We start from the raw sequence: 19046 nt of genomic DNA on the forward strand, positions 1-19046 counted from the left end.
GATCTCCAGCAGTTCGTCGTCCCAGTCCAGCGTCTCCAGGTCCATCAGCATGGTGCGGCTGGCGTTGGTGACATCGGTGGCGTGGATGCCGGCGCCGGGGCCACCGGTGAGGTTCCACAGCACCCAGGCGTCGGTGTTGCCGAAGAGGGCGTGCCCGGCTTCCGCGGCCTCACGGACGCCCTCGACGTTGTCCAGAATCCACTTGATCTTGCCGCCGGAGAAGTAGGTGGCGGGCGGCAGCCCCGCCTTGCGGCGGATGACCTCGCCCTGGCCGTTCCGTTCCAGGGCGGCCGCGATGGTGTCGGTGCGGGTGTCCTGCCAGACGATGGCGTTGTAGTACGGGCGGCCGTTGCGCGGATCCCAGATCACCGTGGTCTCGCGCTGATTGGTGATGCCGATCGCGGCCAGGTCGGCGGGGGAGAGCCCGCCCGCGCGGAGGGCGTTCTGCATCACCGAGTTGGTGCGCTCGTAGATCTCCACCGGGTCGTGCTCGACCCACCCGGCGCGCGGCAGGATCTGGCGGTGCTCCAGCTGGTACCGCGCCGCCTCGTCACCGTCGTGGTTGAAGATCATGAAACGGGTGCTGGTGGTTCCCTGGTCCACCGCACCGATGAATTCCGGCATGCTGCCGCCTCTCGTGGGTGGGGTACGGCCCGGATCGGCTACTCGGGGGTCGGGGTGCGGCCCACCTCCGTTTCGGCCGCTGGGAGGAAGCGGCTGATCAGGACCTTGTAGAGGGCGGCGCCGATGAGCCCGCCGATCAGCGGGCCCACGATCGGCACCCAGAAGTACAGATCCCCGTACTGGTCCCGCCACGCGCTGCCGTAGCCGGTGAGGTAGCTGGCCAGCCGGGGGCCGAAGTCACGAGCCGGGTTGATGGCGTACCCCGCGTCGGCGCCCCACGCCATGCCGATCGCGACCACGATCAGCCCGATGACGAAGGGCCCCAGATTGGCCTTCGGGGCCGAGTTCAGCACATCGGTGACGGCGAAGATGAGCAGCACCAGGATCGCGGTGCCGATGATCTGGTCGCGCAGCGCGCCCCATTCGCTGACCGGAAGGACTCCGTTGCCCGGGAGGGTGGAGAAGACGAACTGGGTCTTGAAGGTGTGCCCCGGGTCGGCGTGGCCCAGTGCCTCGGTGTAGTTCCAGCGCACCAGCAGGGCCCCGACGAACGCGCCGGCCGTCTGGGCCACGGTGTACGGCAGGACCTTGCTCCAGGGGAAGCCCTTGAACGCCGCCAGGGAGAGGGTGACCGCCGGGTTGATATGGGCCCCGCTGAGCCGCGCCGCCACATATACGCCGAAGGTGACGCCCAGGCCCCAGGCCCAGGCGATGGAGTCGTGATCGCCGAGCGCGCCCGGGGGCTTGGTGAGGCCGCCGCCCGCCACGACCTGCGCCACCACACCGCAGCCGAAGAGGATCAGCACCATGGTGCCCGCGAACTCCGCGCAGAGCTCGCCGAGCAGTACCGACCTCGGAGGCCGTGGCTTCGGGGCAGTCATGGGCCAATCGTGGACGCGCTTCGGCACGGCGGCCCGTCCTGCTGGTCCGTCCGGGTCATGGACGGCGAATCCGGGTCTGTACGGATCAGGGTGCGGACCTGTACGAAGGTGCTGACAACATCACCCATCGCCCATCGCCCATCGCCTCCCCTCCCATCACCCATCGCCCTCCAGCCGAAACGGGACGACACGGATGCCGACCACCCAAGCCCCGACGAACTGGGCCGGGAACATCACCTTCTCCGCCGCCCGGCTGCACCACCCGGACAGCGTCGACGAGCTGCGGCGGATCGTCAGCTCCGCCGACCGGGTACGGGTACTGGGCACGGGCCACTCCTTCAACCGCATCGCCGACACCGAGGGCGATCTGGTGAACCTGGACCGGCTGCCGCACCGGGTGGAGATAGACCCCGGGAAGGGCACCGCGACCATCGCGGCGGGCATGCGGTACACCCATGTGGCCCAGGCCCTGCACGCGGAGGGGTTCGCACTGGCCAACCTCGCCTCGCTGCCGCACATCACGGTCGCGGGGGCCTGCGCCACCGCCACCCATGGCTCGGGGAGCGACCAGCGCTGTCTGGCGGCGGCGGTCGCGGGGCTGGAGATCGTCGGCCCCGACGGCGAGGTGACCCGGATCGGCCGGGACGAGCACCCGGACCGGCTGAACGGGGCCGTGGTCGGGCTCGGCGGACTGGGCGTGGTCACCGCCATGACGCTCGACATCGAGCCCACCTTCGACGTGGCCCAGTGGGTGTGGACCGGGCTGCCGCTGGACCGGCTGGACGACAGCTTCGAGGAGATCTTCGGCGCCGCCTACAGCGTCAGCGTCTTCACCGACTGGCGCTCGGGCGAGGGCGTGGTGTGGCTGAAGTGCCGCACCGATCTGCCCGATCCCCCGGAGCCCGGGGAGCCATGGCTGGGGGCCCACCCGGCCAACCGCCACCACCACCCGGTGCCCGCGATGCCGCCGCTGCACTGCACCGAGCAGCTGGGCGCGCCGGGGCCGTGGCATGAGCGGCTGCCGCACTTCCGCCCGGACTTCACCCCGAGCAACGGAGATGAGCTGCAGTCGGAGCTGCTGCTGCCGCGCGAGGCGGCCTCGGCGGCGTTCGCCGCGCTGCGCCGCCTCGGCGACCGGATCGCGCCCGTGGTGCAGGTGTCCGAGGTCCGTACGGTCGCGGCGGACGAGCTGTGGCTGAGCCCCGCGTACGGCCGGGACAGCGTGGCCTTCCACTTCACCTGGGTCCCCGATCACGATGCGGTGATCGAGGTGGTGGCCGCGATGGAGGAGGCGCTGCTGCCGCTGGGGGCGCGGCCGCACTGGGGCAAGCTGACGACGGCCGCGCCGGAGCGGATCCTCTCCTCGTACGACCGGGCCGGCGACTTCGCTCGGCTGCTGGCCGAGCACGACCCGGCGGGGAAGTTCCGCAACGCCTATCTGGAGGGCTACTTCCCCACCGGGTGAGAGCGGCACCGGCCGGTGTTCAGCCGGTCCAGGACCATTCGGCGACCTCGGGCATATCGGTCCCGTGCTCACGGATCCAGGCCTGGTGGCGGGTGCGGGCGTCCTGCATCCGCTGCCGTACGGCCGTGGCGCGCACCGCGAGCCCGGGGGTCCGGTCGATGACGTCCATCACCAGCCGGTAGCGGTCCAGGTCGTTGCGGACCACCATGTCGAACGGCGTGGTCGTGGTGCCCATCTCCAGGTAGCCGCGCACATGGAGGTTCGGGTGGACGGCCCGGCGGTAGGACAGCCGGTGCACCAGCCACGGATAGCCGTGGTAGGCGAAGATGACCGGACGGTCGCGGGTGAACAGGGCGTCGAACTCGTGGTCCGTCATCCCGTGCGGATGCTCCTCCTTCGGCAGCAGCCGGGTCATGTCGACGACATTGACCACCCGCACGGCCACATCGGGCAGATGGCGGCGGAGGATCCCGGCGGCCGCGACGACCTCCTGGGTGGGCACATCGCCCGCGGCGGCCAGCACCACATCCGGCTCCCCCGCGCCGTTCTCGGTACCGGCCCAGTCCCAGGTCCCGGCGCCGCGGGCGCAGTGGGCGCGCGCCTGGTCGAGATCGAGCCAGTCGAAGCAGGGCTGTTTGCCCGCGACGACCACATTGACGTAGTCACGGCTGCGCAGGACGTGGTCGGCCACGCTGAGCAGGGTGTTGGCGTCCGGCGGCAGATAGACGCGCACCACCTCCGGGCTCTTGTTGAGCACATGGTCGACGAAGCCGGGGTCCTGGTGCGAGAAGCCGTTGTGGTCCTGGCGCCACACATGGGAGGTCAGCAGGTAGTTGAGGGAGGCCACGGGGCGGCGCCAGGGCAGTGAGCGGGACACCTTCAGCCATTTGATGTGCTGGTTGACCATGGAGTCCACGATGTGCACGAACGCCTCGTAGCAGGAGAAGAGGCCGTGCCGCCCGGTCAGCAGATAGCCCTCCAGCCAGCCCTGGCAGAGGTGCTCGGAAAGGATCTCCATGACCCGGCCGTTGCGGCTGAGGTGCTCGTCGGTGGGCACGATGGACTCCTGCCACGCCTTGCCGGTGGCGCGGTAGAGGGCCTCCAGCCGGTTGGAGGCGGTCTCGTCGGGGCCGACCACCCTGAAGTCGCGGCGGTCGGCGGTGTCCTCCATGACCTTCTCCAGCAGCCCGCCGAGGACCCGGGTCGGCTCGTGCAGGGTCGCGCCGGGCTTGTCCACGGGGACCGCGTACCGCTCCAGGTCGGGCACGGGCAGCGAGCGCAGCAGCAGTCCGCCGTTGGCGTGCGGATTGGCGCCCAGGCGGCGGTCGCCCTCCGGAACCTCGGCCAGGAGGGGCGGCCGGGGCCGCCCGTCGGCGTCGAAGAGCTCCTCGGGGCGGTACGAACGCAGCCAGCGCTCCAGCTGCCGCAGATGCTCCGGGTTCTCCCGGACGCCCGGCAGGGGGACCTGGTGGGCGCGCCAGGTGCCCTCCACCGGAAGCCCGTCGACCTCCTCGGGCCCGGTCCAGCCCTTGGGCGTACGGAGCACGATGACGGGCCAGCGCGGCCGCTCGGTGATGCCCTCCTCGCGGGCGGTGTGCTGGAGCAGGGCGATCCGGTCCAGCGCCTCGTCCAGGGCGTGCGCCATGGACCGGTGCACCTGGAGCGGTTCGTCCCCGGCGACGTGGATCGGCTCGTGGCCGTACCCCCGCAGCAGGTCGTCGAGTTCGGGCCCGGGGAGCCGGGCGAGCACCGTGGGGTTGGCGATCTTGTACCCGTTGAGGTGGAGGATCGGCAGCACGGCGCCGTCGTGGACCGGGTCCAGGAACTTGTTGGCGTGCCAGGAGCCGGCCAGCGGACCGGTCTCGGCCTCGCCGTCGCCGATCACGCAGGCGACCAGCAGCCCGGGGTTGTCCAGCGCGGCCCCGTAGGCGTGGGCGAGGGAGTAGCCGAGCTCACCGCCCTCGTGGATCGAGCCGGGGGTCTCGGGGGCCACATGGCTGGGCACCCCGCCGGGGAAGGAGAACTGCCGGAAGAGCCGGGCCATGCCCGCCGCGTCCCGGCTCACGTCCGGGTAGACCTCGGAGTAGCTGCCGTCCAGCCAGGAGCCGGCGAGCACCGCGGGGCCGCCGTGGCCGGGGCCCCAGACGCAGATGGCGTCCAGGTCGCGGTCCTTGATGACGCGGTTCAGATGGGTGTGGACGAGGTTGAGTCCGGGTGAGGTGCCCCAGTGGCCCAGCAGCCGGGGCTTGATGTGGTCCGGGCGCAGCGGCTCGGTCAGCAGCGGGTTGGCCAGCAGATAGATCTGGCCCACCGCCAGGTAGTTGGCGGCGCGCCAGTGGGCGTCCAGGGCGCGGATCCGCTCGTCGGCGAGCCCGCCGCCCGGCGAGCCCGTCGTGGTCGGTGCGTCTGGCATGGACCTCTCTCCCTCGTGGTCTCCGGTGACGTGCCCGTCTCGTGGTGTCCAGTTGTGTACCCGCCCGGTCGTGCCGTCGGCCGTTCAGTCCCGCTCCGGCACGATCACCACCGGGCAGGGCGCGTGGTGCAGGGCCGCGTGGGCGATGCGGCCGAGCTGCGGCCCGGCGGTGTGACCGTGGCCGCGGCGGGCGCCGAGGACCAGCAGATCGGCGGTGGCGGCCGCGTGGAGGAGCGCCTTGCGGGCCGTGCCCTCGACCGTCGCGCGGCGCACGGTGACCTCGGGGTGGTCCCGTCGAGGGGTCCGCAGGGCGTCCTCCAGCGTCCGCTCCGCCCGTGCCCAGTGGGCACGCACCGGGTCCCCCTCCAGCAGCAGTTCATCCGTCACCTCACCGGCGGGCGCGCGCCAGGCCCGTACGGCCTCCAGCGTGCGGCCGCCCGCCTCGGCCTCGTGGAAGGCGAACCGGGCCGCGGCCGAGGGGCCGCCCGCCTCGCCGGGCTCGCCCACGCCGAGCACGATCCGGCCGAAGGCGCCGCCCCGGTTGGGCTCGCCGCCGCGTACGACCGTCACCGGGCAGGTGGCCCGGGCGGCGACCGCGAGGCTCACCGAGCCGAGCAGCAGCCCGGCGAGTTCACCGCGGCCGCGGGAGCCGACGACCACGCCCGAGGCCTCCCGCCCGGCGCGCAGCAGGGCGCACACCGGGTCCTCCGGCAGGACCTCGGCGGCGACCTTCACATCGGGGCCGCGGCGGCGGGCGCGCTCCGCGGCGGACGCGGCGATCTCCTCGTCCCGAATCTGCTCCCAGGGGCGCTCGGGGTCGGCGGCGGGCGCGATGCCCTCGTACCGCTCCCACAGCGAGGCGTGGACCAGCCGCAGCGGCACCGCGTGCCGAGCGGCCGCGTCGACCGCCCAGTCCACCGCCTGGAGGCTGTGGTGCGAGCCGTCGACGCCCACCACGAGGGGGAGCTCCACCGTTCCCACCACCTTCCGCACGCCTTCGCCCCCCTGTCTGTCCCAGCGCCTTCACCCTCGCGCCCGTGCGGGATTCCACGCGAGGGGCGTTTCGGCCCTGCCAGGGGTCGTTCGGCCCAGGGCACCCGTGCGGGCCGAACGGTCCCGAGCGGACCCCGGGCAGCCCAAGAAGGGGGCCGGAGCGCCGTCCCACGCTGGGAGCGGACCGGGGAGGCACGGATGAAGCACCGCAAGATCGGCAATGTGATGACCGACGACGTCGTCCGGGTGAGCTCCAAGACGCCGTTCGACGAGGTCGGTGCGCTGCTCTCCCGGCACCGCTTCAACGGGCTGCCCGTGGTGGACGGGGACGACAAGGTGGTCGGCATGATCACCGGGACCGATCTCAGCGAACCCGCCCCGACGGCCGGCGAGCTGATGTCGCGCCCCGCGGTCACCGTGCGCCCCCAGGACAGCATCGTGGACGCGGCCCGCGCGATGGACCGCCATCGCGTCGAGCGGCTGCCCGTCGTCGACGAGGAGGACCGGTTGATCGGCATCGTCACCCGCCGGGACCTGCTGCGGGTCTTCCTCCGCCCGGACGACGAGATCCGCGCCGAGGTGATCGACGAGGTGCTGGTCCGCTCGCTGTGGCTCGGCCCGCAGTCCGTCGCGGTCACCGTGACCGACGGGGTCGTACGGCTGGAGGGGCGGCTGGACCGGCACAGCGAGATCCCCATCGCGGTCCGGATGACCGGGCAGGTGGACGGCGTGGTGGCCGTGGTCGACCGGCTCAGCTACCGGGTCGACGACTCCGCGGGCCGGGGAGGTGCGCGGCGATGACCCGCCCGGCCGGCAAGCCGGTGCGGGACGGCCGGGTGGTGGTGGGCCTGGACGGCTCCGACAGCGCCTGGGCCGCGCTGGACCGGGCGGTCGCCGAGGCGCGGCGCCGTGACGCCACGCTGGAGATCGTGCACGCCTGGCCGTGGGCCCGGACCGACCCGCTCGCCTTCGACCCGGACAGCGAACCGCGGCGGCCCGCGGTGGAGATCGCCAGGACCGTGCTGCGGCTGGCCATGTCGCGGGCCCAGGAGCAGGACCCTCACCTGCGCATCGTGCCCACCCTGACGGCCCAGGACGCGGTGCCGGAGCTGCTGCGGATCGGCGAGGACGCCTCGCTGATCGTCATCGGCACCCGGGGCCTGGGCGGTTTCACCGGACTGCTGCTCGGCTCGGTCGGGCTGCGGCTGGCCGCCCACACCCGGCGTCCGCTGCTGGTGGTGCGCGGCGGGTCCCCGAGGGCGTACGGGCCCGAGGGCCACGGCAAGGTGCTGGTGGGGGTGGAGAGCGGCGCGGACGCGGCGGCGGCCCGCTTCGCCTTCGAGGAGGCCGCCCGGCGCCGGGCCCGGCTGCGAGTGCTCTACGCCTGGCCGAAGCCGAGGGTCTTCGCGGGCGATCACGCCTTGCCCGCACGCGAGGTCGTGGCGCTGCGCGCCGAGCGGAAGCAGACAGTGGCGCACGGGATGGTGGCCGGGCTGCGCGAGGAGTTCGGGCACATCCGGGTGCGGGAGCACACCACCCACAGCACCCCCGCACAGGCCCTGGTGGAGGCGTCGCGGGCGGCGGACGTCCTGGTGCTGGCCGTCCACCGGCGGACACCCAGGCTCGGCATGCAGCTCGGCCCCGTGACCCATGCGGCACTGCACCATGCGCACTGCCCGGTGGTGCTGGTGCCGGTGGAATAGGCACCAGTCGAATGGGCGCCGTGCGCACCGGCCGGCCGTTGGGTGCGGGTTTCCTTTCGCGCCCTCGGCGCGGGTCGGCGGGGTTCGGTACCCCTTTCCGGGAAATGCCCGATCTGGCGCAACTGGTTCATCAAGCGATATCCAAGGGCCCTGCCGGGTCGGCCGGACGGTGTCCCGGGGCCGGCTCCGGGTGGCGGAAAGGGCCGTAAGACCTGGTCCCCGGGGCCTCCCCGGGACCGGTCGGCCCTGTCGGCGGGGGCCCGGTCATGGTCCGCTGGAGATGGCACCGGGGGCAATGGCAGACGCGGAGAAGCGGACGTCCCACTACCGCGCACCGCGCAATCAGGGCCCGCGAGAAGTGGGCGCCCCCGGCGCCGCGCCTCGGGCGGGCACCCTCCCGCGGGCCCGCGCGGCGCCGCCCGCACGCGCCGGGCGCGAACCGAGGTGCCGAGTGGGCCTGCCGGGAAGGAGGCAGCGATGGCGCGCCCCGTCACCGTCGGACTGGACGGTTCCGACGAGAGTCTGGTCGCCGCCGGCTGGGCGGCCCATGAGGCCCGTTCCCGCGAAGCGCCACTGCGGCTGGTGAACGCGTGGCCGGGGCCGGAGCAGAAGGATCTGACACCGGGCCGGGAGGCCGCCTGGCAGTACTGGTCCGAGCGCGCCCTGCGCTCGGCGCGCGCCGAACTGGACGCCGACCGCCCGGAGACGACGATCGTCACCGCCCAGATCTCGGGCCTGCCCGCGCCCGTTCTGCTGACCGAGGCGGAGGGGTCCCAGCTGCTGGTGGTGGGGTCCCGCTCGATCGGCGCGGTCGCGGGCTTCTTCCTCGGCTCGGTCGGCCTGGAACTCGCCGCGCGCTCCATGACCCCCGTGGTCCTGGTGCGGGCGGACGGGCACGAGGAGCGGCACGGCGATGTGGTGGTCGGCGTGGAGCCGCGCGAGCCGTGCGACGACATCCTGGAGTTCGCCTTCGACGCCGCGGCCCGGCGCGACGGTGTGCTGCGGGCCGTCTACGCCAATCGGGTCCCCGCCATCCGGGGCGACGCCCCCTGGGTGGTGGACGTGGGGCTGAGCGACGCGCGCAAGGAGGCGGAGCACGCGCTGGGCGAGGTGCTGGCGCCGTGGCGGGACAAGTTCCCCGCGGTGCGGGTCTTCGAGGAGGTCGCGTCGGACAGCCCGGCCCGGCGGCTGGTGGCCGCGGCGGCGGGGACGGCGCTGATGGTCGTGGGCCGCGGTCCGCGCCGGGTGGGGTTCGGCCCCCGGCTGGGGCCGGTCACCCAGGCCGTGGCGCACCACGCCGCCTGCCCGGTCGCGGTCGTGCCCCAGCGATGAGCGCCCGCCCCGCTCGTAACGAGGTGGCGTAAGCCGAAGGCAACCCAAGGCAATCGGAGGAAACCGGAGAAAGGGAAACGGCCATGAAAGCACTCGTCTTCCACGGGCCGGAGCGGTCCTCCTGGCAGGAGGTGCCCGACCCCGAACTCGAGGCCGCCACCGACGCGATCGTCCGGATCGACACCACGACCATCTGCGGCACCGATCTGCACATCCTCCGCGGCGAGGTGCCGGACATCGAACCCGGCCGGGTGCTCGGCCACGAGGGGGTCGGCGAGGTCGTCGAGACCGGTGCCGACGTCCGCGGGATCCGTCCCGGCGACCGGGTGCTGATCTCCTGCATCTCGGCCTGCGGCCACTGCCGCTTCTGCCGGGAGCGCGGCTACGGGCAGTGCCGTGACGGCGGGGGCTGGATCCTGGGCCGTACGGTCGACGGCACCCAGGCCGAGTATGTGCGGGTGCCCTTCGCCGATCTGTCCACGCATCCGCTGACGGGGTCGGCCGAGGGCCATGACGCCGTGCTGCTGGCGGATGTCTTCCCCACCGCGTACGAGGTGGGCGTGCTCAACGGCCGGGTGGAGCCGGGCGACACGGTCGCGGTGGTGGGCGCCGGGCCCGTCGGGCTGGCCTCCATCGCCACGGCGCAGTTCTTCTCCCCTGGCCGGATCATCGCCGTCGATCCGGACACGGCCCGGCTGGACGCCGCCAAGCGGGTCGGCGCCGACGCGGTGGCGGACTCCGCCGAGGACCCGGAGCGGCTGGTCGACGATCTCACCGAGGGGCTCGGCGCCGATGTGGTGATCGAGGCCGTGGGGAGCCCGCGGTCCTTCGAGACCTGCACCCGGATGGTGCGGCCGGGCGGCCGGATCGCCAACGTGGGTGTGCACGCCCAGCCCGCGACGCTGCATCTCGAAGAGCTGTGGATCAAGAACGTGACGATCACCACCGGGCTGGTCGACACCTACTCGACCCCCACCCTGCTCTCCCTGCTGTGCGCCGGGCGGCTGCCCACCTCCACGCTGATCACCCATCTGTTCCAGCTGGATCAGATGGAGGAGGCGTACGACGTCTTCGCCCGCGCCGCCGACACCGGCGCGATCAAGATCGCGCTCGGCGAGGCCGCCCGTCCGCTGGTGGCGCGGGAGACGTGAGCGGGGAGGCCGATGCGCATGGGAGCACCCATCACCGTCGGGATCGACGGTTTCGCCGAGAGCCCGCCGGCCGCGCACTGGGCGGCGCGTGAGGCGGTGCTGCGCGATCTGCGGCTGCGTCTGATCCACGCCTGGAACCCGCCGTCGCCCCCGGCCCCGGCCCTCCCCCACGAGGACGACCAGCGCTACTGGTCGCAGCGGCTGCTGACCGACCTGGTGGGCGAGTTGCGCGACACCCACCCGGGGCTGCGGATCTCGGCCGAGCTGGTGCCGCGCGAGACCGTGCCCGCCCTGCTGGACGCGGCCCGGGACGCCGAGATGCTGGTGCTCGGCTCGCGCGGCCGCGGCACTCCCGGCGGCTTCCTCCTCGGATCGACCGGCCGCCAGGTCCTCGCGCACGGGGAACACCCGGTGATCATGGTGCACGCCGACGACAAGCCGCTGACCGCCGATGTGACTGTCGGGGTCTCCCTGCGGCGGCCGAACGAGGAGGCGCTGCGGTTCGCCTTCGACGCCGCCGCCCGGCGCGGCGGCGTGCTGCGGGCCGTGCACGCGGGCACGAACGGGCCAGGGGACGAGGAGGCAGCGCGGGACGAGGAGGAGCCGGGGGCGGAGGGCGCGCTGGACGCGGCGCTGCGCCCCTGGCGGGAGAAGTACCCCGGGGTGCCGGTGGCGAAGGTCTTCACCACGGAGCGCCCGGCGCTCGGCGTGTTGCACACCGCGCCGGGCTCGGGGCTGCTCGTGCTGGGCCGCGACGAGACGGAGCCGGGCCCCGCCCCTCACCTCGGCTCGGTGATCCACGCGGCGGTGCACCACGCGCCGTGCCCGGTGGCGGTCGTTCCACGCGGCTGATGTCCGGAGGGAAGCGAGTGGTGTCCGGAGGGAGGCGAGAGTGACGTGTCGGAGGCGATGACCACCGACCTCTACGAGGTGACGATGGCCCTGTCGTATGTGCGCGAGGGCATGACCGCCCCGGCCACCTTCGACCTCTACGTCCGCGATCTGCCGCCCGAGCGGGGCTTCCTGGTCGCCGCGGGCCTGGAGCCGGCGCTGGACTTCCTGTCCGGCTTCCGGGTGGAGCCCGAGGACGTGGCGGCGTACGCCGCGGCGATGGGCCGTCCGTACGAGGAACTCGAACCGCTGCTGGGGCTCGGCTTCGACGGCGAGGTGCGGGCGGTGCCAGAGGGGCGCATCGTCCTCGCCGGGGAGCCGCTGCTGGAGCTGACCGCGCCGCTGCCCCAGGCCCAGCTTGTCGAGACGTATCTGCTGGGGCAGCTGAGCCATCAGACCACCATCGCCTCCAAGGCGGCCCGGTGTGTGGTGGCCGCGGAGGGGCGCTCGGTGGTGGACTTCTCGCTGCGCCGCACCCACGGCCCCTGGTCCGGGATGCAGTCGGCGCGGCTGGGCGCGATGACCGGATTCACGGCGACCAGCAATGTGGCGGCGGCCGCGGCCTACGGGATCGAGGCCACCGGAACGATGGCGCACTCGTACATCGAGGCGTTCCCGGACGAGGAGACCGCGTTCCGCGCTTTCGCCCGTACCCACCCCGGCCCGGTCACCTTCCTGGTGGACACCTATGACACGGCGACCGGCGTGGCCACCGCTGCGCGGGTGCTGCGCGATCTGGAGTCCGGGCCCCTCGGCGCGATCCGGCTGGACAGCGGCGACCTGGGCGAAGAGGCGGTGCGGGCCCGGGAGATCCTCGACGCGGCCGGTCTGCCGGAGGTGCGGATCGTGGCGAGCGGCGGGCTCGACGAGTACGCCATCGAGGAGCTGATCCACTCGGGCGCGCCGATCGATGTCTACGCCGTGGGTACCCGGATGGGCGTGTCGGCCGACGCCGCCTCCCTCGACACCGCGTACAAGCTGGTCGCCTACGACGGGCGACCGGTGATGAAACTGTCCTCGGCCAAGGCCACGGCCCCGGGCAGCAAGCAGGTGTGGCGGCGCCCCGGCTTCGCCGATGTGATCGGCGAGCGCGATGAACTTCCGCCCCACGGCGGCGCTCCCCTGCTGGAGACCGTGATGCGGAAGGGCGTACGGACCGCAGCGCCCGACACGCTCGACCGCGCCCGGCGGCGGTTCGACACCGATCTCGCGGGTCTGCCGCCGCACGCCCGGCGGATCCGCCACCCGGCCCCGCCCCGGCCCTCCACCTCCGCCGGGCTGGCCCGGCTCGCGGGGCGGGTGCGCCGCCGGATCGAGGTCCGGCTGGCGGCAGGCGACGAGGCGGGCGGAAGACAGGCAGCATGACGAAGGAGGATGCCGTGCCCCGGAGTGCGCACATCGTGAGCGATGTGATGACCCATACCGTCGTCGCCGTCGGCCGCGAAGCGCCGTTCAAGGAGATCGTCAGAACGCTGGAGCAGTGGAGGGTGAGCGCCCTGCCGGTGCTGGAAGGCGAGGGCCGCGTCATCGGCGTGGTCTCCGAGGCGGATTTGCTGCCCAAGGAGGAGTTCCGCGACAGCGATCCCGCGCGGGTGACGCAGCTACGCGACCTCCCCGGTGTCGCCAAGGCGGGCGCGGTGACGGCCGATGAGCTGATGACGTCCCCCGCCATCACCGTGCACGCGGGCGCCACGCTCGCCGACGCCGCGCGGATCATGACCCACAAGCGGGTCAAGCGGCTCCCGGTGGTGGACGAGGAGGGCCGCCTGGAGGGCATCGTCAGCCGCGCCGACCTGCTGAAGGTGTTCCTGCGGCCGGACGACGACATCGAGGACGAGGTACGCCGCGAGGTGGTGACCCATCTCTTCCCGGCCCAGGGGGAAACCGTCCGGGTGAGCGTGAACGAGGGCGTGGTCACCCTGGCCGGACGGGTCAAGGAGGCCGTCCTCATCCCGGCGGCGGCCCGCCTCATCCGCGCGATCGAGGGCGTGGTCGACTTCGACAACCAGCTAACGGCTGCGCCCCATACGACTCAGCAACGGTAGGAGCGCTGTCCGCCGGCCCCTACCGGGCCACGCCGCTCCAGGCCCGGCACGCGGGCCTCGAGCGGCGTGCCGGGCCCGGCACGGCGGGCCCGCTCGACCGGCCGCCGCAGCCGCTACCGGTCGGGACGCCCAACAGCGCCGCGCCGGGGTCCTGGGCGTCCGGGCACGGCGCGGCGGCCCGGGCGGCACCTTCTCGGGGCGAAACAGCCCGGGCGACGGCGGCGGGCGCGGGTCCCGGCCGTCGCAGGGAGGCCCCGGACGCGGGCCGGGACGACGAAGACGCGCCGCGCCGCCGCGCGCACCGCGGCGGTGATCCACGGGAAGGCAGGCGCGGCCGCGCCCCCGGCCACCGCCGGGAGGCGCGCCCCGGAATCGGACGGCCCGGCCCCGGCTGGGTCAGCCGGCCACGGCGACGGGAATCCATCCGGCGGATCCCGCCCGACCAGACCCGACCACCCGGCACGACGAGACCGGCCCCGCCCGGAAACCCCATGTGGCCGAGACCCTCCCAACACGGTCCCCGCGCAACCTCCCACACCACGACGAGCATCCGCGAGTGAGCGGCACAACCGCACCCCCGACCACCGCCGGAAGGCACGCCCCGGAATCGGACGGCCCGACCCCGGCGGCATCAACCGCTCGAGCCACAGACGCACGCACCGGCCGGACACGTCAGTGCGCGACCGGGCGCCACCGGATGCGGCGACTCTCCAGCCCGGGGCCACCGCCGGAGGTGCCCCGAGCGCCGGACGCCACGGCCCCGGTCGCGTCGGCCGGCGGTGCCACACGCATGAAACCCGGCCGGGCACGGCCCTGCGTCATCGGATGTGGCGGCTCCAGCGGGGGCCGACCTCGGCCCAGGCGCGGCCCCACTCCTGGGCGCGGGCGCGGTCCAGGCGCCAGCGGGCCACGCCGCGTCCGGCCAGCGACACCGCGCCCACGCCCGCCGCGGCGGAGGTCCCGGCGAGCACCGCGCGGGTGGCGATCTGCTCGGGGGTGGGCGGCCGCTGGACCAGGCGGCCCCGGCCATCGGTCCAGATCTCGGTGGCGGTGCCCGCCCTGCTCCCCTCGTGGACCCGTGCCGTACCGGTGTGGACGGCGCCGTCCGGGCCGGTCCACCGGACGATCGCGCGCACCTGGCCGGTGGTGGAGCCGTCGGCGGCGGGCTGTGCGACGGGTGCGTCCTCCTTCAGCACCGCGGGCACCCGGTGCCGGTCCGCCCGCTCCTGCCGCAGTGACGCGTCCACGGCGGTGCCCGCGGCCACCCCGGCCACCGGGCCGCCGACCGCCATCACCAGGCCGGTCACGAGCACGACCCACGCCTCGATCACGTCCGAGCGGCGTCTGAGCGGATTGCGCCGCCACCGCCACAACCGCCGCCCCCGCACTTCCGTGCCCATGCCGTGACGGTCGCACGCGCGGGGAGGGCGGGACGAGGGCCGGGCAGCCCCCTTGAGGGCCCGTTCGGCCCTGGTACCGCGCTGACCTGCTGCGCCACGATTCCCACCGGGGGTCGGGCGGACGGCGGACGGCGGACGAACGGTGCGAGAGCCCATGACGGAGACCGAGACGACACGAGCGACACCGGCGACGCCCATCAGGGTGTTCGTCCTCGACGACCATGAGGTCGTCCGGCGCGGACTGCACGATCTGCTGGACGCCGAACCGGACATCGAGGTGGTCGGCGACGCCGGGACCGTGGACCACGCGATGGCCCGGGGCCCGGCGCTGCGGCCCGACGTGGCCATCCTGGACGTCCGGCTGCCGGACGGGGACGGCATCACGGTCTGCCGTGAGCTGCGCTCCCGTATGCCGCGCCTGGCCTGTCTGATGCTGACCTCGTTCGACGACGACGATGCCCTGCTGGACGCGATCATGGCCGGGGCGGCTGGCTATGTGCTCAAGCAGATCAAGGGGTCGGACCTGGTCTCGGCGGTGCGCACCGTGGCGTCCGGCCAGTCGATGCTGGACCCGGCCACCACCGCCCGGCTGATGAGCACCCTGCGGGGCGACACCGCCCCGCAGGAGCCGAGGGACGAGGTGCTGGCCGGGCTGTCCCCGCGCGAGCGGGAGATCCTGGTGCTGATCGGCGACGGGCTCACCAACCGGCAGATCGGCAAGCGGCTCTTCCTGTCCGAGAAGACGGTCAAGAACCACATCTCCCGGCTGCTGGCCAAGCTGGGCGTGGAGCGCCGCATCCAGGCGGCGGTGCTGGCGACCCACTCGGCCCCGCGCCCCGACGACGGCCATCCGGGATGACCCCGAATGGCCCGGGTCGGCCCGGGGCAGGGCCGTACGGCCCTGCCCGTACCGGCCCTACGGCCCTGCCCGTACGGCTGACGGCTCAACCACCCTGATGGACGGCCCACCACCACTGACGCACCACCACTGACGGCCCACCGGCGAGGAGAGGCCCCATGCAGCCCGCAATTCTCGACGCGGCGATCCTGGAGAAGCTCATCTCCGCGGCCGTGGCCGCTCCCTCGATCCACAACACCCAGCCCTGGCGCTACCGGCTGAACCCCGACACGGTCACCCTGGAGGTCCGGGCCGCCCCCGAGCGGGCGCTGCGGTACGCCGATCCGATGGGCCGGGCGCTGAGCGTCTCCGCCGGGGCCGCCGTGTTCAATCTGCGGGTCGCCGTGGCCCACTTCGGCTGGGACCCGGTGGTCCAGCTGCTGCCGTACCGGTCGCAGCCCGATCTGCTGGCCACGGTGCGCCTGGCCGCGTCGCCCGCCGACCGTGCCGGGCGCCATGACGACGGACACGACGACCTGTACGACGTCATCTGGCGGCGGCACAGCAGCCGCTCCCCCTACTCCGCGCGCAGGCTGCCCGCACGGGTCCTGGGCGACCTGACGGAGGCGGCGCGCGCGAACGGGGCCACGCTGTGGCTGGCGGACCCCGAGGAGACCGCATGGCTGCTGCGGCTGACCGCCGAGGCGGAGCGGCGCATCTCCGGGGACCCGCGCCGGCTCGCCGAGAGCCGCACCTGGATCCGCGACACCGGGCCGTACGGAATCCCCCCGACCGCGCTCGGGTCACGGGACGCCACCGGGCGGCTGCCGATGCGCGACTACCTCGGTCCGCGGCCCGTCGGCCGCCGGGGCGACGATCGGCCCGCCGCCCCGTTCGAGCCCCATCCGGCCATCGCCGTCCTGGCCACGGACCAGGACCGGCGCACCGACTGGCTGCGGGCCGGGCAGGCGCTGGAACACGTCCTGCTGCTGGCGACCTCGCACGCGGTCCGGGCGTCCCTGCTGCACCAGGCGCTGGAGTGGTCCGATCTGCGGTGGTCGCTGAGCGACGCCCACCCGGCGCCCGGCTATGTGCAGATGCTGATCCGGCTGGGCTACGGACCGGTGGGCCCGGCCACGCCGCGCAACGGGGTGGCCGAGACGCTGGACGGGCGCCGCTGACGCGCCACGGGCCGGCGTTCGTCGCCGTGCCACGGCCACCGCCGCCCGCCATGGCCCGGCCACCGCCTGCCGCCACGCCACGCCACGAGCCACCGCCTGCCGCCACGCCACGCCACGAGCCACCGCCTGCCGCCACGCCACGCCACGCCACGAGCCACCGCCTACCGCCGCGCCACAAGCAACCGCCGACCGCCACGCCACGGTCCGCCCCCATCTCACCGCTCACCGCGCCCCGGCCGGCGCCCATCGCCGCGGCCCGGCCACCGCCTACCGCTCCGGCAGCGGTACGCCCCACACCAGGCGGGTGCCGCCGCCCGGCGGCTCGCCGAGTTCCAGCTCACCGCCGAGCTTCTCGGCGCGCTCGGCCATGTTCCGCAGTCCGCTGCGACGGCCGCCCTCGGGGATGCCCACCCCGTCGTCCGTGACCGTGAGGGTCAGCCGTCCGGACGCCACGATCAGCGAGATCTCGGCGGCGTCGGCCTCCGCGTGCCGGGCGATGTTCGACAGCGCCTCGGCCAGCACGGCGACCATGTCGTCCGCGACCGAGCGCGGCACATCGGTGTCGACCAGGCCCTCGGTGCGCAGCGAGGGGGTGAAGCCGAGCGCGGGCACGGCCTCCTCGATGGTCTTGGCGGTACGGACCCGCAGCCCCTGGACCGCGGGGCCCGCCTCGTGCGAGCGCAGCCCGAAGATCGTCGAGCGGATGATCTTGATGGTGTCGTCCAGGTCGTCCACCACCCGCAGCAGCCGTTCGGAGCCCTCCGGGTGCTGGACGAACCGCAGGGTGGACTGCAGTGTCATCCCGGCGGCGAAGAGCCGCTGGATGGCCAGGTCGTGCAGATCGCGGGCGATCCGGTCGCGGTCCTCGAGCAGGGCGAGCTGCTCGGCGTCGCGCCGCCGCTCGGCCAGTTTCATCGCGATCGCCGCCTGGCCCGCGAAACCCAGCAGGGTGTCGGTCTCGATCTGGGTGAAGACGGGACTGTCCGCCACCCGGGCCAGCAAGAGCACCCCGCCCACCCCGTCCCTCGTCCGCATCGGCACCGCGACGGCCGGGCCGAGCCCCTCCCAGCGCTGCGGGCCGACCGTGATCCGCGGGTCGTTCTGGACATCGGTGCTGATGACCGGCTCGGAGGCGGTGAAGGCCGCACCGCCGAAGGTGCCCCGGCGGGGCAGCACCAGACCGCGGTGGGCCTCGGCGTCGATCCCCGCCGCCAGCGCGACCTGAAGCTCGTCGGTGCCGGCCATCGGCAGCATCAGGACGCCGAGGTCGGCGGAGAGGATCCGGCGGGCGTGCTCGACGATCAGCTCCAGGACCCTGGTCTCGTCCACTCCGGACAGCAGGCTGCGGGTCACCTCGGCGTTCGCCTCCAGCCAGCGCTGGCGGTGCTGGGCCTCCTCGTACAGCCGGGCGTTCTCGATGGCCACCCCGGCGGCCACGGCGAGGGTGGACAGCACCGTCTCGTCCTGGCCGTCGAACTCCTTACCGCCGCGCTTCTCGGTGAGGTAGAGGTTGCCGAAGACCTCGTCGCGCACCCGGATGGGGACTCCGAGGAAGGACCGCATCGGCGGGTGGTTCGGCGGAAAGCCGTAGGAGGCCGGGTGCTCCGAGAGCTCGGCCAGCCGCAGCGGCTGGGGGTGGCGGATCAGCTCGCCGAGCAGCCCATGGCCCGACGGCAGCCGTCCGATCGCCTCGGCCCGCTCCTTGCCGACGCCCACCGGGAGGAATTCGGCCAGCCGCTCATCCTCGCCGATCACGCCCAGCGCCCCGTATTCGGCGTCCACCAGCACCACCGCGGCCTCGACGATCCTCCGCAGCACATGCGGCAGATCCAGCTCCCGGCCGACCGAGAGCACCGCTTCCAGCAGGCTGTGCACCCGGTCCTGGGTGCCACGCACCCCGTCAATGCGCACCTGCAGCTCTTCCAGCAGCTCGTCCAGCCGCAGCCGGGGCAGGTACTCCGTACTCCTCGTGCTCTCCATACCCACGGTGCCTCCGTCGGCCCCACCGCGCTCAGCACGGCATTCCGCACGGCCCTCACTCCTTCACGGTAGCCGCGCCGGGCCGACGGTGAGTGCTGCGGGACATCTTGGCGCGAGGGGGTGCGTTGGCTAATGTGCGGGCCTGTTCG

Annotated in this window: 16 protein-coding genes; 10 read left to right on the top strand and 6 right to left on the bottom strand. The window is 73.7% G+C overall.

From position 1 onward, the window contains the following. Both GWI24_RS21080 and GWI24_RS21085 read right to left on the bottom strand, forming a co-directional pair. The coding region (locus GWI24_RS21080) for an FGGY family carbohydrate kinase (protein WP_247616669.1) at positions 1–624 on the bottom strand (624 nt) is incomplete at its 3' end. Between the two features lie 38 nt (positions 625–662). After that, positions 663–1505: an MIP/aquaporin family protein gene (locus GWI24_RS21085; RefSeq protein ID WP_210947475.1), complete on the bottom strand. Its 843-nt coding sequence runs from the start codon at positions 1503–1505 to the stop codon at positions 663–665. Positions 1506–1698: 193 nt separating this feature from the next. Between GWI24_RS21085 and GWI24_RS21090 the strand changes: the two genes are divergently transcribed. After that, complete coding sequence (locus tag GWI24_RS21090) at positions 1699–2970, top strand: FAD-binding protein (RefSeq protein WP_210947476.1); 1272 nt, start codon at positions 1699–1701, stop codon at positions 2968–2970. Positions 2971–2989: 19 nt separating this feature from the next. On the opposite strand, the gene GWI24_RS21095 is transcribed toward GWI24_RS21090, so the two are convergent. Both GWI24_RS21095 and GWI24_RS21100 read right to left on the bottom strand, forming a co-directional pair. Further along, positions 2990–5383: a phosphoketolase gene (locus tag GWI24_RS21095; RefSeq protein WP_210947477.1), complete on the bottom strand. Its 2394-nt coding sequence runs from the start codon at positions 5381–5383 to the stop codon at positions 2990–2992. Positions 5384–5467: 84 nt separating this feature from the next. Continuing rightward, positions 5468–6355, bottom strand: coding sequence for a universal stress protein (locus GWI24_RS21100; protein ID WP_210947478.1), 888 nt, complete (start codon positions 6353–6355; stop codon positions 5468–5470). A gap of 219 nt (positions 6356–6574) precedes the next feature. Between GWI24_RS21100 and GWI24_RS21105 the strand changes: the two genes are divergently transcribed. From GWI24_RS21105 to GWI24_RS21135, 7 genes are all read left to right on the top strand, one after another. Further along, positions 6575–7177 (top strand): CBS domain-containing protein, encoded by a 603-nt coding sequence (locus GWI24_RS21105; RefSeq protein ID WP_210947479.1) that lies wholly within the window; start codon positions 6575–6577, stop codon positions 7175–7177. Beyond that, a complete protein-coding gene (locus GWI24_RS21110) occupies positions 7174–8079 on the top strand; it encodes a universal stress protein (protein ID WP_210947480.1) in 906 nt (301 codons plus the stop codon). Before GWI24_RS21105 ends, GWI24_RS21110 begins: the two co-directional genes overlap by 4 nt. A 477-nt stretch (positions 8080–8556) precedes the next feature. Then, on the top strand, positions 8557–9411 hold the full coding sequence (locus GWI24_RS21115) for a universal stress protein (RefSeq protein ID WP_210947481.1): 855 nt from the start codon (positions 8557–8559) through the stop codon (positions 9409–9411). Positions 9412–9494: 83 nt separating this feature from the next. After that, on the top strand, positions 9495–10562 hold the full coding sequence (locus GWI24_RS21120; protein ID WP_210947482.1) for a zinc-dependent alcohol dehydrogenase family protein: 1068 nt from the start codon (positions 9495–9497) through the stop codon (positions 10560–10562). Between the two features lie 18 nt (positions 10563–10580). After that, positions 10581–11414, top strand: coding sequence for a universal stress protein (locus tag GWI24_RS21125; protein WP_210947483.1), 834 nt, complete (start codon positions 10581–10583; stop codon positions 11412–11414). A 45-nt stretch (positions 11415–11459) separates the two neighbouring features. Continuing rightward, positions 11460–12818: a nicotinate phosphoribosyltransferase gene (locus tag GWI24_RS21130; protein WP_210947484.1), complete on the top strand. Its 1359-nt coding sequence runs from the start codon at positions 11460–11462 to the stop codon at positions 12816–12818. Positions 12819–12832: 14 nt separating this feature from the next. Continuing rightward, on the top strand, positions 12833–13498 hold the full coding sequence (locus GWI24_RS21135; protein WP_210947488.1) for a CBS domain-containing protein: 666 nt from the start codon (positions 12833–12835) through the stop codon (positions 13496–13498). An 818-nt stretch (positions 13499–14316) separates the two neighbouring features. Here the strand turns inward: GWI24_RS21135 and GWI24_RS21140 are convergent. Next, positions 14317–14898 carry a hypothetical protein gene (locus tag GWI24_RS21140; protein ID WP_247616671.1) on the bottom strand — a complete coding sequence of 194 codons (582 nt, stop codon included), beginning with the start codon at positions 14896–14898 and terminating at the stop codon, positions 14317–14319. Between the two features lie 154 nt (positions 14899–15052). Here GWI24_RS21140 and GWI24_RS21145 point away from each other — a divergent pair, with 154 nt between their 5' ends. Beyond that, complete coding sequence (locus tag GWI24_RS21145; RefSeq protein WP_210947485.1) at positions 15053–15757, top strand: response regulator transcription factor; 705 nt, start codon at positions 15053–15055, stop codon at positions 15755–15757. A 158-nt stretch (positions 15758–15915) separates the two neighbouring features. After that, a complete protein-coding gene (locus GWI24_RS21150) occupies positions 15916–16917 on the top strand; it encodes a hypothetical protein (protein ID WP_210947486.1) in 1002 nt (333 codons plus the stop codon). A 267-nt stretch (positions 16918–17184) separates the two neighbouring features. Here GWI24_RS21150 and GWI24_RS21155 read toward each other — a convergent pair whose 3' ends face one another. Then, positions 17185–18897: a GAF domain-containing protein gene (locus tag GWI24_RS21155; RefSeq protein WP_210947487.1), complete on the bottom strand. Its 1713-nt coding sequence runs from the start codon at positions 18895–18897 to the stop codon at positions 17185–17187. Positions 18898–19046 lie beyond the last annotated feature (149 nt).

The organism is Streptomyces sp. MK37H, from assembly GCF_018035285.1.
GTDB classification, from domain to species: domain Bacteria; phylum Actinomycetota; class Actinomycetes; order Streptomycetales; family Streptomycetaceae; genus Streptomyces; species Streptomyces endocoffeicus.